This window comes from Anseongella ginsenosidimutans, from assembly GCF_008033235.1.
In the GTDB taxonomy this organism is placed as follows: domain Bacteria; phylum Bacteroidota; class Bacteroidia; order Sphingobacteriales; family Sphingobacteriaceae; genus Anseongella; species Anseongella ginsenosidimutans.
Window position 1 is genome coordinate 4,235,188 of record NZ_CP042432.1, and the last position, 22,480, is coordinate 4,257,667.

The 22,480-nt window shown below is 49.1% G+C and carries 29 protein-coding genes; 1 reads left to right on the forward strand and 28 read right to left on the reverse strand.

The genetic code is table 11. The features are described from left to right. Positions 1 to 39 precede the first annotated feature (39 nt). The gene (locus tag FRZ59_RS17965; RefSeq protein ID WP_132130439.1) at positions 40 to 1,308 is read left to right on the forward strand and encodes an ATP-binding protein; all 1,269 of its coding nucleotides are present in this window, start codon (positions 40 to 42) and stop codon (positions 1,306 to 1,308) included. A gap of 49 nt (positions 1,309 to 1,357) precedes the next feature. Here the strand turns inward: FRZ59_RS17965 and FRZ59_RS17970 are convergent, their stop codons facing one another. From FRZ59_RS17970 to rplV, 28 genes are all read right to left on the reverse strand, one after another. Continuing rightward, the gene (locus FRZ59_RS17970) at positions 1,358 to 3,796 is read right to left on the reverse strand and encodes a TonB-dependent receptor domain-containing protein (RefSeq protein WP_132130420.1); all 2,439 of its coding nucleotides are present in this window, start codon (positions 3,794 to 3,796) and stop codon (positions 1,358 to 1,360) included. A 160-nt stretch (positions 3,797 to 3,956) separates the two neighbouring features. Next, a complete protein-coding gene (locus FRZ59_RS17975) occupies positions 3,957 to 6,269 on the reverse strand; it encodes a DUF4954 family protein (protein WP_132130419.1) in 2,313 nt (770 codons plus the stop codon). Positions 6,270 to 6,456: 187 nt separating this feature from the next. Continuing rightward, positions 6,457 to 8,295: a glutamine--fructose-6-phosphate transaminase (isomerizing) gene (glmS, locus tag FRZ59_RS17980; RefSeq protein ID WP_132130418.1), complete on the reverse strand. Its 1,839-nt coding sequence runs from the start codon at positions 8,293 to 8,295 to the stop codon at positions 6,457 to 6,459. A gap of 143 nt (positions 8,296 to 8,438) precedes the next feature. Next, positions 8,439 to 10,367, reverse strand: a complete 1,929-nt coding sequence (gene dnaK, locus FRZ59_RS17985; RefSeq protein WP_132130417.1) for a molecular chaperone DnaK — start codon at positions 10,365 to 10,367, stop codon at positions 8,439 to 8,441. A 165-nt stretch (positions 10,368 to 10,532) separates the two neighbouring features. Next, a complete protein-coding gene (rplQ, locus tag FRZ59_RS17990; RefSeq protein ID WP_132130416.1) occupies positions 10,533 to 11,267 on the reverse strand; it encodes a 50S ribosomal protein L17 in 735 nt (244 codons plus the stop codon). Between the two features lie 12 nt (positions 11,268 to 11,279). Continuing rightward, positions 11,280 to 12,272 carry a DNA-directed RNA polymerase subunit alpha gene (locus FRZ59_RS17995; RefSeq protein WP_132130415.1) on the reverse strand — a complete coding sequence of 331 codons (993 nt, stop codon included), beginning with the start codon at positions 12,270 to 12,272 and terminating at the stop codon, positions 11,280 to 11,282. A 20-nt stretch (positions 12,273 to 12,292) separates the two neighbouring features. Further along, positions 12,293 to 12,901, reverse strand: coding sequence for a 30S ribosomal protein S4 (rpsD, locus tag FRZ59_RS18000; protein ID WP_132130414.1), 609 nt, complete (start codon positions 12,899 to 12,901; stop codon positions 12,293 to 12,295). Positions 12,902 to 12,928: 27 nt separating this feature from the next. Further along, positions 12,929 to 13,318, reverse strand: a complete 390-nt coding sequence (gene rpsK / locus FRZ59_RS18005; RefSeq protein WP_132130413.1) for a 30S ribosomal protein S11 — start codon at positions 13,316 to 13,318, stop codon at positions 12,929 to 12,931. A 12-nt stretch (positions 13,319 to 13,330) separates the two neighbouring features. After that, positions 13,331 to 13,705 carry a 30S ribosomal protein S13 gene (gene rpsM, locus FRZ59_RS18010; protein ID WP_132130412.1) on the reverse strand — a complete coding sequence of 125 codons (375 nt, stop codon included), beginning with the start codon at positions 13,703 to 13,705 and terminating at the stop codon, positions 13,331 to 13,333. A gap of 21 nt (positions 13,706 to 13,726) precedes the next feature. Further along, positions 13,727 to 13,843, reverse strand: coding sequence for a 50S ribosomal protein L36 (rpmJ, locus tag FRZ59_RS18015; RefSeq protein ID WP_096350152.1), 117 nt, complete (start codon positions 13,841 to 13,843; stop codon positions 13,727 to 13,729). 26 nt (positions 13,844 to 13,869) lie between these two features. Continuing rightward, positions 13,870 to 14,088 (reverse strand): translation initiation factor IF-1, encoded by a 219-nt coding sequence (gene infA / locus FRZ59_RS18020; RefSeq protein WP_132130411.1) that lies wholly within the window; start codon positions 14,086 to 14,088, stop codon positions 13,870 to 13,872. A 4-nt stretch (positions 14,089 to 14,092) separates the two neighbouring features. Beyond that, positions 14,093 to 14,869 carry a type I methionyl aminopeptidase gene (gene map, locus FRZ59_RS18025; protein ID WP_132130410.1) on the reverse strand — a complete coding sequence of 259 codons (777 nt, stop codon included), beginning with the start codon at positions 14,867 to 14,869 and terminating at the stop codon, positions 14,093 to 14,095. Positions 14,870 to 14,886: 17 nt separating this feature from the next. Continuing rightward, the gene (secY, locus tag FRZ59_RS18030) at positions 14,887 to 16,212 is read right to left on the reverse strand and encodes a preprotein translocase subunit SecY (RefSeq protein WP_132130409.1); all 1,326 of its coding nucleotides are present in this window, start codon (positions 16,210 to 16,212) and stop codon (positions 14,887 to 14,889) included. A gap of 4 nt (positions 16,213 to 16,216) precedes the next feature. Then, entirely contained in the window at positions 16,217 to 16,666 is a 450-nt protein-coding gene (gene rplO, locus FRZ59_RS18035; RefSeq protein WP_132130408.1) for a 50S ribosomal protein L15, read from the reverse strand. Positions 16,667 to 16,671: 5 nt separating this feature from the next. Then, on the reverse strand, positions 16,672 to 16,851 hold the full coding sequence (rpmD, locus tag FRZ59_RS18040) for a 50S ribosomal protein L30 (RefSeq protein ID WP_132130407.1): 180 nt from the start codon (positions 16,849 to 16,851) through the stop codon (positions 16,672 to 16,674). Positions 16,852 to 16,864: 13 nt separating this feature from the next. Then, positions 16,865 to 17,383: a 30S ribosomal protein S5 gene (rpsE, locus tag FRZ59_RS18045; RefSeq protein ID WP_132130406.1), complete on the reverse strand. Its 519-nt coding sequence runs from the start codon at positions 17,381 to 17,383 to the stop codon at positions 16,865 to 16,867. A gap of 23 nt (positions 17,384 to 17,406) precedes the next feature. After that, positions 17,407 to 17,757 carry a 50S ribosomal protein L18 gene (gene rplR, locus FRZ59_RS18050; RefSeq protein WP_132130405.1) on the reverse strand — a complete coding sequence of 117 codons (351 nt, stop codon included), beginning with the start codon at positions 17,755 to 17,757 and terminating at the stop codon, positions 17,407 to 17,409. A gap of 6 nt (positions 17,758 to 17,763) precedes the next feature. Then, a complete protein-coding gene (gene rplF, locus FRZ59_RS18055; RefSeq protein WP_132130404.1) occupies positions 17,764 to 18,321 on the reverse strand; it encodes a 50S ribosomal protein L6 in 558 nt (185 codons plus the stop codon). Between the two features lie 21 nt (positions 18,322 to 18,342). Beyond that, positions 18,343 to 18,741: a 30S ribosomal protein S8 gene (gene rpsH, locus FRZ59_RS18060; RefSeq protein WP_132130403.1), complete on the reverse strand. Its 399-nt coding sequence runs from the start codon at positions 18,739 to 18,741 to the stop codon at positions 18,343 to 18,345. Between the two features lie 112 nt (positions 18,742 to 18,853). Then, positions 18,854 to 19,123 (reverse strand): 30S ribosomal protein S14, encoded by a 270-nt coding sequence (rpsN, locus tag FRZ59_RS18065; protein ID WP_132130402.1) that lies wholly within the window; start codon positions 19,121 to 19,123, stop codon positions 18,854 to 18,856. Continuing rightward, positions 19,123 to 19,683 carry a 50S ribosomal protein L5 gene (rplE, locus tag FRZ59_RS18070; RefSeq protein ID WP_132130401.1) on the reverse strand — a complete coding sequence of 187 codons (561 nt, stop codon included), beginning with the start codon at positions 19,681 to 19,683 and terminating at the stop codon, positions 19,123 to 19,125. Before rplE ends, rpsN begins: the two co-directional genes overlap by 1 nt. Beyond that, entirely contained in the window at positions 19,683 to 20,024 is a 342-nt protein-coding gene (gene rplX / locus FRZ59_RS18075; RefSeq protein WP_132130400.1) for a 50S ribosomal protein L24, read from the reverse strand. The genes rplE and rplX overlap by 1 nt, the downstream gene beginning before the upstream one ends. Before the next feature lies 1 nt (position 20,025). Next, positions 20,026 to 20,394, reverse strand: coding sequence for a 50S ribosomal protein L14 (gene rplN, locus FRZ59_RS18080; RefSeq protein WP_132130399.1), 369 nt, complete (start codon positions 20,392 to 20,394; stop codon positions 20,026 to 20,028). Further along, positions 20,394 to 20,648, reverse strand: coding sequence for a 30S ribosomal protein S17 (rpsQ, locus tag FRZ59_RS18085; RefSeq protein WP_132130398.1), 255 nt, complete (start codon positions 20,646 to 20,648; stop codon positions 20,394 to 20,396). The genes rplN and rpsQ overlap by 1 nt, the downstream gene beginning before the upstream one ends. Positions 20,649 to 20,657: 9 nt before the next feature. Continuing rightward, entirely contained in the window at positions 20,658 to 20,858 is a 201-nt protein-coding gene (gene rpmC / locus FRZ59_RS18090; RefSeq protein ID WP_132130397.1) for a 50S ribosomal protein L29, read from the reverse strand. Positions 20,859 to 20,878: 20 nt separating this feature from the next. Beyond that, positions 20,879 to 21,298 carry a 50S ribosomal protein L16 gene (gene rplP, locus FRZ59_RS18095; RefSeq protein ID WP_132130396.1) on the reverse strand — a complete coding sequence of 140 codons (420 nt, stop codon included), beginning with the start codon at positions 21,296 to 21,298 and terminating at the stop codon, positions 20,879 to 20,881. A gap of 42 nt (positions 21,299 to 21,340) precedes the next feature. Next, positions 21,341 to 22,099: a 30S ribosomal protein S3 gene (gene rpsC, locus FRZ59_RS18100; protein ID WP_132130395.1), complete on the reverse strand. Its 759-nt coding sequence runs from the start codon at positions 22,097 to 22,099 to the stop codon at positions 21,341 to 21,343. Between the two features lie 12 nt (positions 22,100 to 22,111). After that, positions 22,112 to 22,471, reverse strand: coding sequence for a 50S ribosomal protein L22 (rplV, locus tag FRZ59_RS18105; RefSeq protein WP_132130394.1), 360 nt, complete (start codon positions 22,469 to 22,471; stop codon positions 22,112 to 22,114). Positions 22,472 to 22,480 lie beyond the last annotated feature (9 nt).

Here is a 22,480-nt window from a genome sequence, read left to right on the forward strand (position 1 = left end):
ACGATCGAAAATTATTACATTTGTTTTCACTTTTCAGACATGGACGAAAAATTATTGGCTTTAGAGAAGTTTAATTTTTGGAATGGAAACGTTCCGTCTCTCGGTTTTCCACGAACCGGGTATACGGAAAAGATTTATGATTATACGGGGAATAAACTCATTAAAGTTCTTGTGGGGCAGCGGCGAGTGGGAAAGAGCTATATCCTGCGGCAAATAGCTAAGCGTTTGATTGATGATGGCGTAAACCCAAAGAATATCCTTTATATCAACAAAGAATTCATAGAGTTCGATTTTATTTCAGACTATAAAGATCTTGAAGGGGTATTGAATATTTACAAAAAGAAGATAAGCGCCTCTGGAAAAAAGTTCCTTTTCGTCGATGAAATTCAAAATATAAAAGGCTGGGAACACTTTGTAAATTCACACTCTCAGGATTTTGCCGAACCTTATGAAATCTTTATCAGCGGCTCCAATTCAAAGATGTCATCCGGAGAATTGGCTACGTTATTGTCGGGGCGATACGTACAATTTGAAATATTTCCATTCAGCTTCATTGAATATTCGGGAGTGATGCAAGTGGATATTTCAAAACAAAGTTTCCTGCAATATATGGAAGGCGGCGCTTTACCCGAATTATTCGGGTTACCTAATGAGGAAACCCGGCGTAATTATATAGCAGCTATTAAGGACACCGTATTACTACGCGATATCATACAACGTCATAGTATTAAGGACCCCAGGTTGCTCGAGGATATCTTTGTCTATTTGGTTAACAACGCTTCCAACCTGGTCTCGATAACCAATATTGTTAACTTTTTTAAAAGCCATAAGCGGAACACATCATACGACACGATTTCAAACTATATCGGTTATATTACAGATACATTCCTGATACACAAGGCCGCACGTTATAATATCAAAGGCAAGGAAACACTCACCGGTAATTGCAAGTATTACATAAATGACCTTTCTTATAAAAATTATCTTTATTCCGGCTTTGGTTACGGCATAGGATACAAGCTTGAAAACCTTGTCTATTTGGAACTTAGAAGAAACGGGTACCAGGTATATACGGGTACTCTTGGCGCTAAAGAAGTAGACTTCGTAGCAACTAAAGGAGACCGCCTGATATATTTGCAAAGCGCTTATCTTTTGCCGGATATGCAAACTGCTGACCGCGAGTATGCTCCGCTAAAAGCTATCCGGGACAATTACGAGAAGCTGGTAATTTCCCTGGACGATATCACCCTTCCATCCAACGAGGGCATAAAGCATGTACAAGCCTGGAATTTACCGGCAATACTTTAAACTGATCTTTCCTTCACCCAGGCCTTAACTTCGGCCGGGCAGGGAGTTCTTACATGCCCATCTGGTTCCCGTCTCCCTGCTTCTGGTCGTTATTGTCGATGCCTCCGCGGCGGCGGCGCTGCTGCTTAAAGTCTACTTTACCGAAACGATAGCTGAAATTAAGGCTTACCGAGCGGAACTCGAAGCCGAAGACGCTGTTCTGGGTGAAATTCACACCGGTAAGGTCTCTTTTAAATTCCTGATGTTTCTTATATGGGTTGTTCACGTTGATGCCGATACTGGCTTTTTTGTCGAACAATTCCTTTTTAAGCCCTACTGACATCATTGACCAGGATGAAGATGTTCCCTGTAAGGTAGTCCGGGGGGAATTGAACATGGCAAAAAGGCTGGCGCTGAAGCCCTCTCCGAAAGAAAGGTTGGAATTCATATTCAGGTTATACATGAAGCTTTCGTTGCTGTACTGGTTATCCACGTTGCTTTTGATCCGGTAATCATACAGGTTCACCGAGCCGCTGACCGTCCATTTTGGGGTGATCTGGGTGGAACCGAACAAATTAAGGCCCACGGAGGTACTGCTGGAGACGTTACTGAACGTAGTGCTGGTTACGCCTTCCTCGATAGTACTCACGCTTTCGATCACATCACTGGTATTTCTCCAGTAAAGGGAGGCGTTCAAAGAGGTCTTTTTAAAGAAGGTACTCCATCCAAGCTCGTAGGAGTTGCTCAGTTCCGGTTTGAGTTCCGGGTTCCCGTAACGGACATTCAGGGAGTCGGACTGGTCAACATAGGGGTTAAGGAACCAGAGGCTGGGACGCTGGATACGCCGGCTGTAACTGGCTTTAATAGTTTGACCGGGTTTCAGCTCCCGGGAAAGCGTAATACTCGGGATCAGGTTGCCATAGGTATTGCTGAAGCTGGTACCTGTAGAGGCGAAGTCCCCGTCTATCTGGGTTTGTTCCCAGCGGGCGCCCAGCTTGAGGCCGTATTTTTTTCCGAATTTAAAGGCGAAAGTGGTATAAGCTGCATAAACATCCTGGCGATAATCAAAAACATTGGAGCGCGAAGGGTCGGGGATATACGCCCCGTTTTCATCCATGATGCTGAATTGGTAATCGCTGCTGATATCCCGGAGAATACTTTTTGCGCCTGCTTCCAGGACCGTTCCTTCTTTTTTAAAGGGATGAATATAATCTACCTGGAAAGTGGTTTCCTTATTCAGGTTATCATTGAAGCTCTTTTCCCTGAGGTTGATCTCCCCGGCTTCATTGGTCTGAAACAAATCATAACCGTTACCGCGGGTTCCCTTGCTGTACTGGGCCGAAGCGGTGAGTTCCTGCTGCGGGCGCTTGAACGTTTTACGGTAATCCATGGTCCAGTCCAGGCCTTCCATGTCCATGCTTCCGTCAGTATTCCGCGAAAACTGGCTTACCGGGACTTCGCCGGCATTCATCATGATGGTTCCCTGGTAATTATCAAAATCGCGGCTGAAATCATTGAAGCGTATGCTTGTGCTGATATTACTAGTGGTGTCTATATCGTAATCCATACCGAACTGTCCGCGCAAGCCCGAATTGCTCATGTCGTTGTTGCCTTCCTGCAAAAGGAAACGGTTGGCATCGCTGGCATTGTTTATCCGTTCGCTGCTTTGGTAGCCGTTTGAATTGAAGAGGTTCCCGCCCAGGCCGGCATTGATGCCAAACCTGTTCTTCCGGTAATTCACATCCAGTCCGGCATTGCTGTTGCGGGTACCCGCCGAAAGGTTTACGTTTCCGCTGAGTCCCTGGATACCTTTTTTCTTGGTAATGATATTGATGATCCCCGCCGTACCTTCGGCATCGTACTTTGCGGAGGGGCTGGTGATCACCTCCACGCTTTTTATTTCGTCAGAGGGAATCATTTTCAGTGCATCCTCCACGTTTGAAGCAATGACGCTCGAAGGCTTGCCGTTGATCAGCACCCGTACGTTGCCGCTGCCGCGGAGCTGCACGCTTCCTTCCAAATCTACCGTCACCATAGGAACTTTGCGAAGCACATCACCTGCATTGCCGCCGGAATTGGTAGCGTCGCGTTCCGCATTATAAACCAGCTTGTCGATCTTATTTTCATATAAGGCCTTTTGCCCTTCCACGGTCACGCCTTCCAGCACTTCCGCATCGGGAGCGATGGCCAGTGCGCCGGCGTTCAGCTCCGCCTGCCCTTGCTTCAACTCCAGCAGCTGGCTTGTTTTGGTAAGGTATCCTACAAAAGCTGCCTGCAGCCGGTAACTGCCGGCCGGCACGTTCTCAATGACAAAATTGCCATTATCATCGGTTAACGCCCCGTTGACAGTTTTACCCTGCGGATTGAGCAGGGAAACGGATGCAAATGCGAGCCCCTGGCCCGAAAGAGAATCGGTAACGGTACCGGTAATTTTTCCACTTACCTGCGCCTGCGCCCAGGCAGAGCAGGAAACAATTACAGCCGTTAATAAAATAAGAAGTTTTTTCATGGTGTTAATATGACACTATCGCAATTAGAGGGCAAAAGTAATAAGAGGTTACATGGAAGGGCTGTAACAAGTCTGTTATCTTGCATAGCGAAGCGCTGCGGCGAACAGGAAAGCTCCCGCAGGCGGCAGCAGGCGGCAGAAATAAGGGGTTTAGCCGGGTTTACCGGCCAATGTAACTATTTCGTTGGAGCAGTTCATCCGCCTGTTTGCGATAGTCGGCAGCTTCGGCCTGCATCAGCTTAACGAAGTCATTTTCTTCCAGCTTTCCTATTACGGCTTCCATTTCTGAAGTACTCTCGTAGAGCATTTTCCGGAAGGGGTTCCTGTAGTCCTTTTCCCGGGAAGTATGGACACCCTCCGCGAGCCGCTCCATGGTTTCCACGCTGCGTTCCAGGAAAGAGGGCCATAAAGAAAGAAGTTCTTCCTCCCCGGCCCCGTTCACTTCCAGCAGGGTCAGCCAGGCATGATTCAGCTTATCGGCGGGATAAGCCGTTCCCAATTCCAGGTAACGCGCATGGATTTCGTCCCAGGAACTGATCCGGCCCTGTTTAATATCGTCCTTTAGCTGCTCCAGGTCTTGTTCATGGATCAGCTGTCCGCCCACATTGACCCAACTACCCCTGCTGCTAAAGCGAAAGTCCTCCCTGAGCGCGAGCAGGTCCGCAGCCGCCTTCCCCGAAAAATGGTGAACAAGCGTGCTGACTCCGTAATGATGAAGCATTTCTGCGTACCAGCGATAAGCCTGCCCGACTTTGATCACGATTACTTCCCGCCGGGAATTCTCAACGTTCCTGGCCTTTATCGTTAACCCGCGAACCGTTTCTTCCTGGTTGAGCAGCAGATCCTTTCCTATTTGCCTGAGCTGATCTTCATCCGGCTCGCTGCCTTGCGTTGCGGCTGTTTCGCCGGGCTTTGTTCCGGTTGTATCAATGGGCTTCGTTCCGTCCGTTTCGCCGGCTTGCGTTCCGGCTGTTCCGCCGGCCTTCCCTTGCTGTTCAAGGTAAGCCTGGCCCACCCATTTTTCCAGCAGCCTCATTGCGGTTATCATTTCATTGGCCGTGTCCGGCGCCAGGTAATCGTACTCGATTTCCTGTCTTTTATGGATCCGCTTATCACGGGTCCGGTATTTCCATGCGTTCCTGGCGAGGGCATATATATTGTACATGAACCAATAGGCGGGCATCAGGTACAGCTTTGCCGTGGATTCGTCATTGTAAACAAAAGTGAAGGGCAGGGGAATGTCCATCTCGTAGAGATAATTCCCTTTGTTCACCAGGCAGTAGGAGGCAAAACGGCTGTTATGCTTCAGGCTTACGCATAAGCCAGGCCAGAATCCGCGCCTGGCGACAATTTCGCCATCGTTCCCCCGTGAATTATGATTGGAACCTATGGTAGCGCCGGCGGCCATATTGGATTGTCCTTCGATTCTGGAGGCGCAGAGGAAGGAATTATTATGATGCTGTTCATGACCGGGGTAAATCAGGGAGTTCAGCACTTCGCAGCAGGAGACCGTCGCATTATTCCCCAGGTAGGAATTGATCAGGCGGGCGCCGTATTTCAGATTCGAATGCGAGCCCATGAAAAACCGGACGGCTTTCACGCCATAAAATACGCGGCATCCCTGGTTGATAATGCCGTTCACCAGCTCACAACCTTCGCCGATCTGGGTCCCTGCATCCGGCAGGCTGTGGACGGTAAGGTTCTTCAGTTTGTTAGCCCCTTTGATATAGGCATCGGAACCGATCTTCGCATCCTTGATGATCTTGCAGTTTTTTATGACCGTACGGTCGCCAACAGTACCATAAAAACCTCTCCTGGAATCATTCTTCTCGTCTACCAGCTTTTTAAAGCTTTCCATAAGCTGCTGGTCATCCCGGTATTTTGTCCAGAGGAAGGCGTCGCCGGCCAGCATGCCTTCAAAGGGCAGAATGCGGCGGCCGCCGTTCTCGTTACACAGCTCCAGCCAGATGCGCACTTTCTCCTCTTCACCTTCTTTCAGAATTCCACTCCCGAATTTTGCATGATTGCTGGTGGCCATTTCATTGATGTTCATCAGCATACATTCATTTCCCACCTGGTAATGGGAAAGATGATTCACATTGTCCACCACCACGTTATCCCCGAAATCGCAGGAAATAATGGTGCTGTTATAAAGCCCCACGGGGTGCTGTATTTCATGATATTCGAGCAGGTAGGGCTCCAGGTCTCCTATCCTGATCTTCCCGAAGAAATTACATCCCTGCACATAGCCGGCGTTGAACTTGTCGGTGACGAGGATCATGTTCCAGTCATCGGACGTATTTTCATTCTTTACCAGGACTTCTATTTCATGGGCCTTCAGTTTCCGGTATTTTTTATCCGTACGGAACTGTTCATCCCGCAAATAATATTCGTCCTTGCTTTCCGGCAGGTAAACACCTTCAATAAAACCGTAACCCAGCTTATCTATTGGCTTTTTTACAATCCTGTTCATGCTTTCTTTTTTCTGGTGTGAGGTTCAAAGCTCAACTAGAATACCGTTAACCTTGAACTTGGAACCTTGAACTTGGAACTTTAAACCTTAAACTTGGAACTTTGAATTTGGAACTTTGAACCTTGAACTTTAAACTTTAAACCTTGAACCTTGAACTTTAAACTTCGAACCGTTGCGAAGCAACCCGCTATTCAACAGTTACCGATTTAGCCAGGTTCCGCGGCTGATCCACATTATAGCCCTTCATGGTCCCAATATGGTAAGAGAGCAGCTGGAGTGGGATCACGGATACCATGGGCATCAGTAATTCATCGGTTTCAGGAACCTCAATGACGTCGTCGGCCATTTGAGGGATCACGTCATCCCCTTCGCTGACGACAGCGATCACTTTTCCGCCGCGGGCCTTGATCTCCTGGATATTGGAGACGATCTTTTCATAGGAGCTGTCCCTGGTGGCTATAAAAACCGAAGGCAGATTTTCGTCCACGAGGGCAATATGACCGTGTTTCATTTCGGCCGCCGGGTAACCTTCGGCATGAATATAGGAGATCTCCTTCAGCTTTAGGGCTCCCTCAAGGGCAACGGGGAAACCATACCTTCTTCCCAGGAACAGGAAGCTATGAGCATCCTTATATTTCCCGGCTATTTTGCGGATATGTTCATCCATATCGAGCGCTTGCTTCACTTTCTCCGGGATGCGGTACAGTTCGGCGAGTAATTCCCGGAAGCGCTTATCGTCTATCGTGCCTCTTTCATGGGCCGACTTCAGGGCGATCAGGGTCAGCACCGTCAGCTGAGCGGTAAAGGCCTTGGTGCTGGCCACACCTATCTCCGGCCCGGCATGGGTATAAACCCCTTCATGCGAAGCCCGGGGGATGGAAGATCCTACCACGTTGCAAATGCCGAAAATAATGGCGCCCTTTTCTTTCGCACCTTCAATGGCTACCAGGGTGTCGGCCGTTTCACCGCTTTGAGATACGGCGAAGATCACATCTCCTTCCCGGATAACCGGGTTGCGGTAACGGAATTCGGAAGCATATTCAACTTCCACGGGAACCCTGCACAATTCTTCAAATACATATTCGGCAACCAGCCCTGCATGCCAGGAGGTGCCGCAGGCTACAAATACGATGCGGTCGGTATTATTCAGGTTGGCCGCGTATTCCCGGATGCCGCCCAGCGTGATCCTGCCCGCCTCCACATCCAGCCGGCCCCGCAGGCAGTCGCGGATGGTATTGGGCTGTTCGTGGATCTCCTTGATCATGAAGTGGTCATAGCCTCCTTTTTCAATGGCTTCCAATTCCACGTCAAGGGTATGAATATAAGGAGTTTGCTCTTCGTTTGTCAGGTTTTTAAGCACCAGTTCATCCTTGCGGATAATCGCGATCTCATGATCGTTCACGTAAATGACTTTCTTGGTATATTCCACGATGGGAGTCGCGTCCGAAGCCAGGAAATGCTCGTCCCTCCCCACACCAATAACCAGGGGGCTTCCCTTTCGCGCAGCGATGAGCGTGCCGGGATCATCCTTTGAGGCGATCACTATTACATAGGCGCCAACTACCCGCTTTAGTGCTATGCGGACCGCTTCTTCCAGGGAACACTGATTGCTTTTCCTGATCTCTTCGATAAAATGCCCCAGCACTTCCGTATCTGTTTCGCTTTCAAAGGAGTGCCCCTTACTTATAAGTTCTTTTTTCAGCGAAGCGTAGTTCTCGATAATTCCGTTGTGGATGATCGCCAGCCGGCCATCTCCCGAAGTATGCGGGTGCGCGTTCGCATCGGTGGGAGCGCCGTGTGTGGCCCAGCGGGTATGCCCGATCCCGATTTTGCCTTCCTTCGATTTCCCTTCGGTATGCGCTTCCAGGTCGCTTACCTTTCCTTTTTTTCGGTAAACCCGCAAGTCATTGCCGTCCAGCAAGGCAACACCGGCGCTGTCGTACCCCCTGTATTCCAGTCGCTTTAATCCTTTAATAAGAATGGGATAGGCATCCCTGTCCCCAATATAGGCTACGATTCCACACATATGTTTTAATTTTTGTTAGATTTTGAGGAAGGAAAGTTACAAGATTTCAGGAAAAACATAGGGGTTTCTTCCTTGCTGATTAAAAAAAGAAAAAGGGGACGCAATGCATCCCCTTTAATTATTTCCGAAAATAGCGTGAGCGCTTATTTTTTATCGTCGTCTTTTACTTCTTCAAAATCGACATCTTTGACGTCTTTGTCATCCGAAGAAGCTTCTCCGCCAGGTTCCCCGGCTCCCGCGCCGGCATCAGCAGCTGAGCCGCCTTCCGCCTGGCTGGCTTTGTAAAGTTCTTCCGAAGCTGCGTTCCAGGCTTCTGTAAGGCTGGCGGTGGCTGTCTCGATTGCGGCAAAGTCCCTTTTGGAATGAGCGTCCTTCAGGGAACCCAGGGCTGCTTCAATCGTCGACTTTTTATCGGCCGGAAGCTTATCGCCGTATTCTTTCAGCTGTTTTTCAGTGGAAAAGATCAGCGCATCGGCCGCATTGACCTTCTCTACTTCTTCACGAGCCTTTTTATCGGCTTCCGCATTCTGTTCCGCCTCTTCCTTCATTTTCTTTATTTCTTCATCGCTCAAGCCGGAAGAAGCTTCGATGCGGATCTTCTGTTCTTTGCCGGTGCCTTTATCTTTGGCGCTCACGTGCAGGATACCGTTCGCATCAATGTCAAACGTCACTTCTACCTGGGGTACTCCCCTGGGAGCCGGCGGGATGCCATCGAGATGGAAACGTCCGATTGTGCGGTTTTGGGCAGCCATCTGGCGTTCACCCTGTAAAACGTGGATCTCTACGCTCGGCTGGCTGTCCGAAGCAGTGGAAAACACTTCACTGCGCTTGGTAGGGATGGTCGTATTGGCTTCGATCAGCCTGGTGAACACGCCGCCAAGGGTTTCGATACCCAGTGAAAGCGGGGTAACATCCAGCAACAGCACATCCTTTACGTCGCCGGAAAGTACACCGCCCTGAATGGCCGCGCCGATTGCCACTACTTCGTCGGGGTTGACACCTTTGGAAGGCGCCTTTCCGAAGAATTTTTCTACGGCCTGCTGCACCGCAGGGATACGGGTTGATCCACCCACAAGGATAATCTCGTCAATGTCCTTTATCGTGAGGCCGGCATTTTTCAATGCAGATCTGCAGGGGTCGATTGTCCGTTGAACCAGGGAGTCTGCCAGTTGCTCGAACTTCGCCCTGGAAAGGGTGCGTACAAGATGCTTGGGAATCCCGTTCACAGGCATGATATAGGGCAGGTTAATCTCCGTGGACGTTGTGCTGGAAAGCTCGATCTTCGCTTTTTCCGCAGCTTCTTTCAGACGTTGCAGGGCCATGGGGTCCTGCCGCAGGTCAATGCCTTCATCTTTCTGGAATTCTTCTGCCATCCAGTCAATGATTACCTGGTCAAAATCGTCACCGCCAAGGTGCGTATCGCCGTCGGTTGACTTCACCTCGAAAACGCCTTCGCCGAGTTCCAGTATTGATACGTCATGTGTTCCGCCGCCGCAGTCAAATACGGCGATCTTCATATCTTTGTTTCGTTTGTCCAGCCCGTAAGAAAGAGCGGCAGCTGTAGGCTCGTTAATGATACGCCGTACGTTTAAGCCGGCAATTTCCCCGGCTTCTTTTGTTGCCTGGCGCTGCGCGTCGTTAAAGTAGGCAGGCACAGTAATAACCGCCTCGGTTACTTCCTGTCCGAGGAAATCCTCGGCAGTCTTCTTCATTTTCTGAAGCACCATCGCGGAAATTTCCTGAGGAGTGTACAGACGGCCATCGATGTCCACACGCGGGGTATTATTATCGCCCTTTACCACTTTATAGGGTACACGTGCTATTTCCTTTTGTACTTCATCGTAACTGTTCCCCATGAAGCGTTTGATAGAAGAAATGGTCTTCTGGGGGTTGGTGATCGCCTGCCGCTTGGCCGGGTCGCCTACTTTTCTTTCACCACCTTCCACAAAAGCCACAATTGAAGGAGTGGTCCGCTTACCTTCGCTATTGGTAATGACCACCGGCTCATTACCTTCCATTACCGCCACACAAGAATTGGTGGTACCTAAATCTATTCCAATTATCTTTGACATAATGCTTAATTTTTCTTGAAACACAATTAGAGCAACAAGGGCTGTGCCAAGGAGCCTCCCAGCCCTGAAATGACAGAAACTGCCGTCAAAATGGCAGAAAACCCGCTGCAAAAAAAAACCGGCCTTCTGGAGTACCGGTTTTTCCTATATGAATTATATAAAATGTCAGCTTTTCTTTTCCTCGTCTGAAGAGGTTTCATCCGCAGCAGGCGCATCGCCGGGAGCTGTGTCAGAAGACGCTTCTTCAGCAGGAGCGGCGGCGGTTTCAGCAGCCGGTTCAGCGGCAGCTTCTGCAGCGGGAGCGGCTGCTTCCTTAGCGGCTTTCGCTTCTTTTGCGGGAGCGGCTTCCTTAGCGGGAGCAGCTTCTTTTGCGGGAGCGGATTCTTTTGCGGGAGCGGATTCCTCTTTTACTTCAGCTGCAGCGGCGGCCGGTGCTTCTTCCGCAGTTTTACCTGCGGCGGCAGCGCCTTTCTTACCCCTGCCTCTTCCGCGGCGGGTTGTCTTTTCTTTCTTCTCTTCACCTTTGCCCTGGCCGTAAAGTTCGTTGTAGTCAACCAGCTCGATGAAGCACATTTCCGCGTTATCACCCAGGCGGGTACCTGTTTTAATAATCCGTGTATATCCTCCCGGACGGTCTGCAATTTTCACAGCCACTTCCCGGAACAGCTCTGTAACGGATTCCTTATTCTGAAGATAAGTGAACACCGTACGGCGGGAATGCGTAGTATCGCTTTTTGCTTTTGTGAGGAGGGGCTCCACATATACCCTCAGCGCTTTGGCTTTAGCAACCGTAGTGTTAATGCGCTTATGCATGATGAGGGAAGAAGCCATGTTTGCCAGCATAGCCTTACGGTGCGTATCCGTTCTGCCCAGGTGATTTATTTTCTTTCCGTGTCTCATTGTTAATTCTGTTTATTCCTCGTCCAGCTTGTACTTGGACAGGTTCATACCAAAGGTAAGCCCTTTCGATTTTACAAGCTCCTGTATTTCAGCAAGTGATTTTTTACCAAAGTTGCGGAATTTAAGCATATCAGCAACATCGTACTGCACCAGGTCGGCAAGCGTTTTAATATCGGCGGCCTTCAGGCAGTTAAGAGCGCGTACTGAAAGATCGAGATCCGTCAGCTCCGTTTTCAGGATCTTGCGCATATGAAGGATCTCTTCATCCACCTCCTGGGTAAGCTCCTTCGTCTGGGTTTCCAGCATGATGCGCTCGTCAGAGAAGAGCATGAAATGCTGGATCAGAATTTTGGCGGCATCCTTCAGGGCGTCTTCCGGATGAATGGAACCGTCCGTAGTAATATCGAATATAAGCTTTTCGTAGTCCGTCTTCTGTTCAACACGGTAGTTTTCGATCGTGTACTTTACGTTTTTGATAGGCGTAAAGATAGAATCGATCGGGATCACTCCCAGCACCGCATCGGGCTGCTTATTTTCATCAGCCGGTACATAACCGCGTCCTTTGCTGACAGTAAGCTCCACCTCAAGCGTTACGTCCTTGTTCATGTTGCAGATAACCAGATCAGGGTTCAGCACGGTGAAGTTGCTGGAGAATTTCCCGATATCACCTGCGGAAAACGTTTCCTGTCCGTTGATCAGCACAAATATTTTCTCGTTCTCGCCTACTTCGCCCGTTTTCTTAAAACGAACCTGTTTCAGATTAAGAACGATCTCGGTAACGTCTTCTACTATTCCCTTTATGGTGGAGAACTCATGCGATACACCGGCCAACTTTACTGAAGTAATGGCATACCCTTCCAGTGAAGATAATAATATTCTGCGCAGGGCATTCCCGATTGTGACGCCGAAACCCGGTTCCAGAGGACGAAACTCGAAAGTTCCCTGGAAGTCGGTTGCCTTCTGCATGATTACTTTGTCGGGTCGTTGAAAAGCTAATATTGCCATGTGTATAAAAAGGTTATTAATTATTTAGAATAGAGCTCCACGATAAGCTGCTCCTTAATGTTCTCGGGAATCTGATCGCGATCCGGGAAATTAAGAAACTTACCGCTCAGGCTTTTTTCGTCCCATTCAAGCCAGTTGTACCGGCCTGCGCGGGGAACAGACAGGGATTCAGTGATCGCTTCAAGCGACTGTGAACGCTCCCTTACCTGCACGATATCTCCCGGACGAAGCTCATAAGAAGGAATATTTACCACCTGGTCATTTACCACGATATGACGATGACTCACCAGTTGGCGTGCGGCTGCACGCGTAGGGGCAATACCCAGGCGGAATACTGTATTGTCCAGTCTCGCTTCCAGGTATTTCAGCAGCAGCTCGCCGGTAACGCCTTCTTTCCTGCTCGCCTTATCGAAAAGACGGGCAAACTGCCGTTCAAGGAGCCCGTAAGTATATTTCGCCTTTTGTTTCTCCATCAGCTGCAGCGCGTATTCAGACTGCTTGTTGCGCCTCTTCGAAGTGCCATGCATGCCGGGAGGATAGTTCTTCTTCTCCAGTGCTTTATCAGGGCCGAAGATAGGCTCGCGGAACTTGCGGGCGATTTTTGATTTTGGGCCAGTATATCTTGCCATTATAAACTATTTGAAAATTTCGACTATTTATACTCTTCTTCTTTTCGGGGGGCGGCAGCCGTTATGAGGCATTGGCGTAATATCGCGGATGGTAAGAATCTCCAAACCGTTCTGCTGCATGGTCCTCATTGCCGACTCGCGACCGGATCCCGGGCCCTTCACGAAAACTTCTACTTTGCGCAAACCAAGATCGTAAGCTGTTTTGGTGCAGTCAATTGCTGCCTGGGCAGCTGCATAGGGTGTATTCTTCTTAGAACCCCGGAAGCCCATCTTACCGGCAGAGGACCAGGAAATTACCTGTCCGCTGTTATTGGTAAGGGTAATAATGATATTATTAAATGTTGCACTAATGTGGGCCTGTCCGCTTGCCTCCACATGAACAACACGTTTTTTTGCAGTTTTCTTAGCTTTAGCCATCTCTTAAATATATTACTTGGTCGCTTTCTTCTTGTTGGCAACTGTCTTGCGTCTTCCCTTACGGGTGCGGGAGTTGTTCTTCGTCTTCTGACCGCGAAGTGGCAGGCCTTTCCGGTGACGGGTTCCGCGATAGCAGCCAATATCCATCAGGCGCTTAATATTAAGCTGTATTTCGGAGCGCAACGCACCTTCAACCTTAATTTCATTGATAACGGTCCGGATGGCCGTCAACTGGTCGTCAGTCCATTCTTCCACTTTCGTGTTAACATCAACTCCTGCCTGGGTCAAGATATTCCGGGCCGTGGAACGGCCTATGCCGAAAATATAGGTCAGCCCTATCTCCCCTCTTTTGTTTCTCGGTAAATCAATACCTGCTATCCTTGCCATATTTTAATTTTCAATCAATGATTATCCCTGACGTTGCTTGTACTTCGGGTTCTTCTTGTTGATCACGTACAACTTGCCCTTGCGCCTGATGATCTTGCAATCAACACTACGTTTTTTTATGGATGCTCTAACTTTCATCGTTTATATTGTCTTGCTACTTGCTATTATTTGTACCGGTAAACTATCCGCCCCTTTGACAGATCGTACGGCGACAGCTCCAGCTTCACCCGGTCGCCGGGAAGTATCCGGATGTAGTGCATTCGCATCTTCCCGGAAATATGCGCGATGATCTCGTGGCCGTTCTCCAGCTCCACACGGAACATCGCGTTTGACAATGCTTCCTTTATAATACCATCTTGTTCAATCGAGGCTTGTTTTGCCATGTATTCAGTTTTGCTTTATGCGTTCTTCAATGCATTCAAAAGTCGACAGCATTTCAGCTTTCCCCTTTTTGATCGCCACCGTGTGTTCAAAATGCGCCGATGCCTTACCGTCTTTGGTGGAAACCGTCCAGCCGTCATCCCAGAACTTCACTCTTGCCGTCCCCATATTGATCATCGGTTCAATAGCAATTACCATTCCTTCTTCCAGCTTCGGCCCGCTTCCCCTTTTTCCAAAATTGGGGATCTCCGGTTTTTCATGCAACTCCTTGCCTACTCCGTGCCCTACCAGTTCCTTAACGATCCCGTAGTTAAATTGTGCGGCATATTCCTGAACAGCATAACTGATATCCCCTACCCGGTTGCCGGCCGTCGCCTTCTCAACACCCCGTCGCAGGCATTCCTTAGTAACGTCCAGCAGGGTCTGAAGGTCTTCGCTGATGGCCCCAACCGCAAAGGTGTAGGCAGAATCACCTATAAAACCGTTCCAGGCAACGCCGCAGTCAACAGAGATGATATCCCCTTCTTTCAACTCTTCCTCCGAGGGAAAACCATGCACCACCTTATCATTCGGCGATATGCAGAGTGAGTAAGGGAAACCGTTGAAGCCTTTAAAAGCAGGCTCCGCGCCATGATCCCGTATGAATTCCTCCGCTCTTTTATCCAGGGCAATACCGGTTATCCCGGGTTTGATCATCCCTGCAATTTCAGCGAGGGTTTTCGAAACAAGCAAAGAACTCTTGCGAATTAATTCAATTTCTTCCGCTGTCTTATAATATATCATCCGCTCCTGAATCCCGATTATATGGAAGCGCCTACTGCCGCTCTTCCCTTGATCCGGCCGGTTTTCATCAGACCATCGTAATGCCTCATCAACAAGTGGCTTTCAATCTGCTGCAGCGTGTCAAGAACAACCCCTACCATAATCAGCAGGGAGGTTCCCCCGTAAAATTGCGCAAACTGAGACGAAACGCCTACCTGCACCGCAATGGCTGGCAGTATGGCAATCAGCGCCAGAAACACCGAGCCAGGCAATGTGATCCTGGACATGATCGTATCAATGAAGTCGGCCGTTGCCCTGCCTGGCTTTACACCGGGGACAAAACCTCCGTTCTTTTTCATATCCTCCGCCATTTGCATCGGGTTCACCGTAATTGCCGTATAGAAATACGTGAACAAAATAATCAGTATGGCGAACGTTACATTGTAACTTACCGATGTATAATCATTAAAGGAACTCCAGAAGCCAGACTCAGCAGCCGAAGGGAATATCTGCCCTACGGTTGCCGGTATGAACATAATGGCTTGTGCGAAAATAATGGGCATTACCCCGGCAGCATTCACCTTCAGGGGAATATACTGCCTTACCCCGCCATACTGCTTGTTCCCTACTATTCTCTTTGCGTACTGAACCGGTATTCTCCGGACGCCTTGGACCAGCAGGATGGTGAACATGACCACCACGGCCAGCGCCACCATTTCTACGATCAGGGCAATAAGGCCGCCGCCACCGGATTCAAATTTGGCAACGCTTTCCTGTATCAGGGCCTGGGGCAACCAGGCAATAATACCGATCATAATGATCAGCGAAATACCGTTGCCTATTCCTTTATCGGTGATCTTCTCGCCAAGCCACATGACAAACATGGTTCCAGCGGTAAGAATGACGACGGAAGACACGGTAAAGAGCGTCATGTTCACCATGATGGCATTGGCCGGGACCTGCGCCTTGATAAAGGCCATTGCCTGTCCGGCAGTAATAATAATTGTCAAATAACGTGTGATCTGATTGATCTTCTTCCGCCCGCTTTCCCCTTCCTTCTGCAGTTTCTGAAAATAAGGAACCGCTACCGTCAGCAACTGAATAACAATGGACGCCGAAATATACGGCATCACCCCAAGCGCCATTACGGAAGCATTCGCAAACGCTCCCCCGGCAAACATATTCAGCAGCCCAAGAAGTCCGCTCTGGTCAAATGACTGGTTAAGGATGGCAGGATTAACTCCCGGAAGTACTACATATGATCCCAAACGGTAAATGGCCAGGAACATGATGGTATTCAATATCCTGGTCCGAAGATCTTCAATCTTCCATATGTTTACCAGCGTATCAATCAGTTTCTTCATCTACTTACTGCAATTTAACCGCGCTGCCGCCTAATGCTTCAATAGCTTTTACGGCGCTTTCTGAAAACGCGTGAGCTTTAACTTCCAGCTTTGCAGTCAACTCGCCCCTGCCCAATACCTTTATCAGGTCGTTTTTAGAAACCAGGCCGTGTTCTCTCAGGGTATCGATGTCAATGCTTTCTAATTTAAACCGCTCTGCAAGGCTTTGCAGGGAATCCAGGTTAACGCCAACATACTCCACCCGGTTAATATTCTTAAACCCGAATTTAGGTACACGGCGCTGAAGAGGCATCTGCCCGCCTTCAAACCCGATCTTCTTGGAATAACCGGAGCGGGAACCCGCGCCTTTATGCCCTCTGGTTGAAGTGCCGCCGCGGCCGGAACCGGGGCCTCTTCCTATTCTCTTACGTTTCTTTACCGAACCTTCTGCCGGCGTGAGTGTGCTTAAGTTCATCCTACTTAAATTTTTTCAACAGCTACCAAATGACTAACCTGCTTTACCATGCCAATGATCTGGGGGGTTGCTTCCAGTTCCACCGCCTTGTTCATCTTGGTAAGCCCAAGTGCCCGCATGGTCTTTTTTTGCTTTTCGCTTCTATCGATAACGCTTCTGATCTGCGTAATTTTAATCTTTGCCATGTTGGTTGCCTATCTATCCGTTAAATACTTTATCCAGGTCTACTCCCCGCTGATCTGCTACAGCAAGCGGGTCGCGAAGCTTGCCAAGCGCATCAATGGTAGCCTTTACTACGTTGTGAGGATTGGATGAACCTCTTGATTTGGCAAGTACGTCGGTGATACCGGCGCTCTCAAGGACAGCGCGCATGGAACCGCCGGCGATTACACCGGTACCGTGTGCCGCAGGTTTCAGCAGCACAAACCCGCCGGAATACTTTCCGTATTGTTCATGAGGAACCGTTCCTTTTAACACAGGAACCTTGATCAGGTTCTTCTTTGCGTCGTCAATACCTTTCTGAATGGCTTCGGTAACTTCCTTGGCCTTACCCAGGCCATAGCCTACCACGCCGTTTTCATCACCTACCACTACGATTGCCGAAAAGCTGAAAGTACGCCCGCCCTTGGTGACCTTGGCCACCCTCTTTATCGCTACCAGGCGGTCTTTAAGCTCGATCTCGCTTGACTTAACTCTTTTTATGTTTACAGTTGACATTTTCCTGACAATTTCATTTCAAATTAAAACCGGAGACCGCCTTCCCGGGCGCCGTCAGCCAGTGACTTTACACGGCCGTGGTACAGGTAACCGTTCCTGTCAAACACCACTTCGGATATCCCGGCAGCAGCCGCCTTTTCAGCCAGCTTTTTGCCAACTTCCTTTGATTGGTCTGTTTTATTTCCTGTCGACTCAACATCCTTTACAGATGCGGCCAGTAACGTTTTGCCTTCATTGTCGTCGATCAATTGCGCATAAATGGCTTTATTGCTTCTGAAAACAGTAAGACGCGGACGCTCACTCGTCCCTGCTATGCGCTTACGGATTGATAACCGTATACGATCCCTGCGTGAAAATCTTTTACCCTTTGCCATGATCAATTATTTTTTAGCTGCTGCTTTACCGGCTTTTCTTCTTAATACTTCACCCGCATAACGGATACCTTTTCCTTTATATGGTTCAGGTGCGCGTAATGAGCGGATCTTTGCAGCTATTTGTCCCAACAGCTGCTTGTCAATGCTTTCCAAAATGATCTTCGGATTCTTTCCCTTTACGGTTTCGGTAGTCACCTTTACTTCCGGCGGAAGCTGGAAAACAAAGTGGTGGGAGTACCCGAGTACCAGGTCAAGCACATTGCCCTGGTTACTGGCGCGGTAACCTACACCAACCAGCTCCTGCTCAATTTTAAATCCTTCAGTAACACCTTTGACCATATTATGGATAAGGGAACGGTACAAACCGTGCAGCGCCTTATGGCGTTTTTGTTCCGAGGGCCGTTTTACCAGCAATACGCCTTCTTCCAGACTGATGGTAATGTCACGGTCTACCTGTTGTGAAAGCTCCCCTTTGGGGCCTTTCACCTTTACGGTATTATCTTCGCTTATGTCTACCTTTACCCCGCTTGGGACCTCAATGGGTAGTTTTCCTATTCTTGACATGGACGATTACTTTCAGCTTTATTAATAAACACTACATAGAACTTCACCGCCGATATTCAGGCGGCGGGCTTCCTTATCGGTCATTACCCCTCTTGAGGTGGAAATGATTGCGATCCCCAGCCCGTTGAGTACGCGCGGCATGGTCTTCATATCGGCGTACCGGCGGGAGCCCGGTTTACTTACCCGGTTGATTGCCCGGATGGCCGGGATCTTGGTTACCGGGTGATATTTAAGGGCGATCTTAATAGTCCCCTGAATATCGTTGTCCTCGAACTTAAAGTTGGCAATGTATCCCTTATCAAAAAGGACCTTGGTTATTTCCTTTTTGATATTAGATGCAGGAATTTCAACAACCCTGTGGTTGGCCTTAACAGCATTCCTTACTCTGGTCAAATAATCTGAAATTGGATCGCCGTGCATTGTATTTTTAGCTATATATTTAATCCATAAGCCGCCTCCGGGCATCCCCCTTCAGGATGCGGATACGGGGCGGCAAAGATCGTAATTTTTTATAATAAAACCAAATCAAGCCTTACCAGCTCGCTTTGGTTACTCCGGGGATCTTTCCGGCCAGCGCCATGTCGCGGAACGTTACCCGTGATATGCCGAACTGGCGGATGTAACCCCTTGGGCGGCCCGTTAATTTACAGCGGTTACGCACACGTACAGATGAAGAATTGCGCGGAAGCTTGTCAAGCGCTTCCCAGTCGCCGGCTGCTTTCAGCTCTGCTCTTCTCTCTGCGTATTTTTCAACAAGCCGCCTGCGCTTCAGGTCCCGTGCTTTAATGCTTTCTTTTGCCATTACTGGTTATTTTGATTTCTGAATGGTAAGCCAAATTGTTTTAAAAGTTCCAGCGCTTCTGCATCCGTGGTAGCGGAGGTTACAAACGTAATATCCATACCCGCAATGCGATTGATCTTGTCAATGTTGATCTCGGGAAAGATGATCTGTTCGGTAACGCCCATGGTATAGTTTCCGCGTCCGTCGAAGCCCTTGTCTGAGATCCCGCGGAAGTCGCGGATACGCGGAAGCGCTACGGAGATCAGCCTGTCCAGGAATTCGTACATTTTCCTGTCGCGAAGCGTTACACGAACGCCCACAGGCATATTCTTACGAAGCTTGAAATTGGAAATATCCTTTTTCGATTTAGTGGCTATGGCGCGCTGTCCGCTGACAATAGTCATTTCCTCTACCGCGTTATCGACAAGCTTTTTGTCGGTTACGCCTGCGCCGACTCCCTGGTTAAGACAGATCTTTTCCAGCTGAGGCACCTGCATCACGCTTTTATACGAAAACTTTTCCTTCAGTGCAGGAACGATCTCTTCCTTGTACCTGGTCTTTAATCTTGGAATATAAGTCATTACTTAATTACCTCCCCTGACTTTTTAGCATATCTTTCCAACTTCCCGTTCTCGTTGAGCCTGCGGCCCGTACGGCTGGCTTTCCCTGATTTAGGGTCAATCACCATCAGGTTGGAAATATGAATAGCGGCCTCCTGCTTAACGATTCCCCCGTTCGGGTTCTTGGCGTTAGGCTTGGTATGTTTGGATACGATATTGGCTCCCTCTACGTAAGCGCGCTGCTTATCGGAAAGTACTTCCAGCACCTTGCCTTCTTTACCTTTGTCGTTGCCGGTTATAACTAGCACCTGGTCTCCTTTTTTCAGGTGCAATTTGGCTTGCTTGTTTTTCTTCCTTTCCATATTACAATACCTCCGGGGCTAATGAGACGATCTTCATGAACTGCTTTTCCCTAAGCTCCCTGGCAACAGGCCCGAAAATACGGGTGCCCCGCGGCTCATCGGTCGCATTCAGCAACACAGCAGCATTATCGTCAAAACGAATATAGGAACCGTCTTTCCGGCGAACTTCTTTCTTGGTACGTACTACCACCGCCTTGGATACCGACCCCTTTTTTATATTGCCTGAAGAAACAGCCTGTTTTACGGTCACAACGATCTTGTCGCCGAGCGTTGCGTACCGCTTACCCGTTCCTCCGAGTACCCTGATACAAAGCACCTCTTTGGCGCCGCTGTTATCAGCTACATTTAACCTGGTTTCCTGCTGTATCATTATTTTGCCCTTTCAATGATATTGACTAACCGCCAGTTCTTGTTCTTGCTCAGCGGGCGGGTTTCCATGATCAGGACCTTATCGCCGATATTGCACTCATTCTTTTCATCATGAGCCATGAACTTGGTTGCCTTGTTAACGAACTTGCCGTAAATAGGGTGTTTCACCTTCCGCTCTACGGTCACCAAAATGGACTTGTCCATCTTGTTGCTGACAACCTGGCCTATCCTGGTTTTTCTTAAATTCCTTTCCATTTTCTGCTATTAATTAGTAGCCTCTTTCCGGCGACGGGTCAATTCGGTATTCAAACGGGCAATGTCCCTTTTCAGCAACCTGATCCTCAACGGGTTTTCAAGGGCCGATACAGCATGACTGAACTTAAGCCGGGTCAGATTGGATTCCTCCTCAGCGATGCGGTCGGTCAGTTCCTGCGTGGTTAACTCTTTTACCTCTTCGTATTTCATGTGTGAAATTATATTTGTGATTACTCAGCGTAATCCCTGCGTACGATAAATTTGGTCGTCACCGGGAGCTTCTGCGCCGCCAGGCGCATGGCTTCGCGGGCAACATCCAGCGGAACGCCTTCGGCTTCAAACAGGATCCTTCCGGGCTTCACAGGGGCCACCCAGTATTCCGGAGCTCCCTTACCTTTACCCATCCGCACTTCTGCCGGCTTCTTCGTTACCGGTTTATCCGGGAAAATCCGGATCCATACCTGGCCTTCACGTTTCATGAAACGGGTTACCGCGATACGGGCGGCTTCGATCTGCCGGGCGGTAATCCAACAGGTTTCCAGTGATTTTATTCCGAAAGAACCGAATGCGAGTTCATGCCCTCTCTTGGCATTGCCTTTCATCCGGCCTTTTTGCATCTTCCTGAACTTGGTTCTCTTTGGCTGTAACATCGCTACTAAATTGACTTGAAAATCAGAAAATTTCCAAACTGACTATTGTTTTTTTCTTCTGCCACCGCGATTTCCTCCGCCGCCACCCGGACGACGATCACGCTGCTGATCCATATCACGCGAACTTCTGCCGCCGCCGCCGGTGTTGCCGGTGATATTTGGCGAAAGGTCTCTCTTACCAAATACTTCACCCTTGCAGATCCATACTTTCACACCCAGTTTTCCATAGGTGGTCTGAGCTTCGGTAAGCGCGTAATCGATATCGGCCCGGAAAGTGTGCAAAGGCACTCTTCCCTCTTTGTACTGTTCCGTACGGGCCATTTCAGCTCCTCCGACACGGCCGGAGACCATTACCTTAATGCCTTCCGCACCCATGCGCATGGTAGAAGCCAATGCAGTTTTCATGGCACGACGGAACGAAATCCGGGCTTCGAGCTGCCTGGCAATGCTTTCGCCTACCAGCTGTGCATCTACTTCAGGGCGCTTTATTTCGAAAATATTGATCTGAACGTCCTTCTTGGTAAGCTTTTTAAGCTCTTCTTTGATCTTATCCACTTCCTGGCCGCCTTTACCGATCACGATTCCCGGACGGGCCGTATGAATAGTGACAGTAATGCGCTTCAGCGTCCGTTCAATTACTATTTTAGACACGCCGCCCTTGGTGATACGGGCACGCAGATACTTGCGGATCTTTTCGTCTTCTACCAGCTTATCGGCATAGTTATTACCGCCGTACCAGTTAGACTCCCATCCGCGGATGATGCCCAATCTATTACCTACCGGATTTGTCTTTTGTCCCATTTATTCCTTTGATTAGCTTTCTTTTTGATCTTTTTTGCTGTCCACAACCAGTGTTACGTGGTTGGACCGTTTCCTGATACGGTGCCCTCTTCCCTGCGGAGCAGGACGTAACCGCTTCAGTTGCCGGCCGCCGTCAACGAAGGCTTCCTTTACGATCAACCCGCTCTCCTCAATGGCCGCCCCTTCGTTCTTAGCCTGCCAGTTAGCTACCGCTGAAAGCAGTAATTTCTCCAGCCGGATAGATGCCTCTTTAGGGTTGTATTTCAGTATATGTAAAGCATATTCTACCTTTTGCCCGCGGATCAGATCCACTACGAGGCGCATCTTGCGGGGAGAGGTAGGACAATCTCTTAATTTTGCAACTGCTTCCATTTTTCAATT

Bases quoted from the DNA above. Each gene is read 5' to 3' on its own strand.
- FRZ59_RS17965 (WP_132130439.1), top strand. From the start codon at position 40: ATGGACGAAAAATTATTGGCTTTAGAGAAGTTTAATTTTTGGAATGGA.
- FRZ59_RS17970 (WP_132130420.1), bottom strand. From the start codon at position 3,796: ATGAAAAAACTTCTTATTTTATTAACGGCTGTAATTGTTTCCTGCTCT.
- FRZ59_RS17975 (WP_132130419.1), bottom strand. From the start codon at position 6,269: ATGAACAGGATTGTAAAAAAGCCAATAGATAAGCTGGGTTACGGTTTT.
- glmS (WP_132130418.1), bottom strand. From the start codon at position 8,295: ATGTGTGGAATCGTAGCCTATATTGGGGACAGGGATGCCTATCCCATT.
- dnaK (WP_132130417.1), bottom strand. From the start codon at position 10,367: ATGTCAAAGATAATTGGAATAGATTTAGGTACCACCAATTCTTGTGTG.
- rplQ (WP_132130416.1), bottom strand. From the start codon at position 11,267: ATGAGACACGGAAAGAAAATAAATCACCTGGGCAGAACGGATACGCAC.
- FRZ59_RS17995 (WP_132130415.1), bottom strand. From the start codon at position 12,272: ATGGCAATATTAGCTTTTCAACGACCCGACAAAGTAATCATGCAGAAG.
- rpsD (WP_132130414.1), bottom strand. From the start codon at position 12,901: ATGGCAAGATATACTGGCCCAAAATCAAAAATCGCCCGCAAGTTCCGC.
- rpsK (WP_132130413.1), bottom strand. From the start codon at position 13,318: ATGGCTAAAGCTAAGAAAACTGCAAAAAAACGTGTTGTTCATGTGGAG.
- rpsM (WP_132130412.1), bottom strand. From the start codon at position 13,705: ATGGCAAGGATAGCAGGTATTGATTTACCGAGAAACAAAAGAGGGGAG.
- rpmJ (WP_096350152.1), bottom strand. From the start codon at position 13,843: ATGAAAGTTAGAGCATCCATAAAAAAACGTAGTGTTGATTGCAAGATC.
- infA (WP_132130411.1), bottom strand. From the start codon at position 14,088: ATGGCAAAACAAGCCTCGATTGAACAAGATGGTATTATAAAGGAAGCA.
- map (WP_132130410.1), bottom strand. From the start codon at position 14,869: ATGATATATTATAAGACAGCGGAAGAAATTGAATTAATTCGCAAGAGT.
- secY (WP_132130409.1), bottom strand. From the start codon at position 16,212: ATGAAGAAACTGATTGATACGCTGGTAAACATATGGAAGATTGAAGAT.
- rplO (WP_132130408.1), bottom strand. From the start codon at position 16,666: ATGAACTTAAGCACACTCACGCCGGCAGAAGGTTCGGTAAAGAAACGT.
- rpmD (WP_132130407.1), bottom strand. From the start codon at position 16,851: ATGGCAAAGATTAAAATTACGCAGATCAGAAGCGTTATCGATAGAAGC.
- rpsE (WP_132130406.1), bottom strand. From the start codon at position 17,383: ATGTCAACTGTAAACATAAAAAGAGTTAAGTCAAGCGAGATCGAGCTT.
- rplR (WP_132130405.1), bottom strand. From the start codon at position 17,757: ATGGCAAAGGGTAAAAGATTTTCACGCAGGGATCGTATACGGTTATCA.
- rplF (WP_132130404.1), bottom strand. From the start codon at position 18,321: ATGTCAAGAATAGGAAAACTACCCATTGAGGTCCCAAGCGGGGTAAAG.
- rpsH (WP_132130403.1), bottom strand. From the start codon at position 18,741: ATGCACGGCGATCCAATTTCAGATTATTTGACCAGAGTAAGGAATGCT.
- rpsN (WP_132130402.1), bottom strand. From the start codon at position 19,123: ATGGCAAAAGAAAGCATTAAAGCACGGGACCTGAAGCGCAGGCGGCTT.
- rplE (WP_132130401.1), bottom strand. From the start codon at position 19,683: ATGACTTATATTCCAAGATTAAAGACCAGGTACAAGGAAGAGATCGTT.
- rplX (WP_132130400.1), bottom strand. From the start codon at position 20,024: ATGGAAAGGAAGAAAAACAAGCAAGCCAAATTGCACCTGAAAAAAGGA.
- rplN (WP_132130399.1), bottom strand. From the start codon at position 20,394: ATGATACAGCAGGAAACCAGGTTAAATGTAGCTGATAACAGCGGCGCC.
- rpsQ (WP_132130398.1), bottom strand. From the start codon at position 20,648: ATGGAAAGGAATTTAAGAAAAACCAGGATAGGCCAGGTTGTCAGCAAC.
- rpmC (WP_132130397.1), bottom strand. From the start codon at position 20,858: ATGAAATACGAAGAGGTAAAAGAGTTAACCACGCAGGAACTGACCGAC.
- rplP (WP_132130396.1), bottom strand. From the start codon at position 21,298: ATGTTACAGCCAAAGAGAACCAAGTTCAGGAAGATGCAAAAAGGCCGG.
- rpsC (WP_132130395.1), bottom strand. From the start codon at position 22,099: ATGGGACAAAAGACAAATCCGGTAGGTAATAGATTGGGCATCATCCGC.
- rplV (WP_132130394.1), bottom strand. From the start codon at position 22,471: ATGGAAGCAGTTGCAAAATTAAGAGATTGTCCTACCTCTCCCCGCAAG.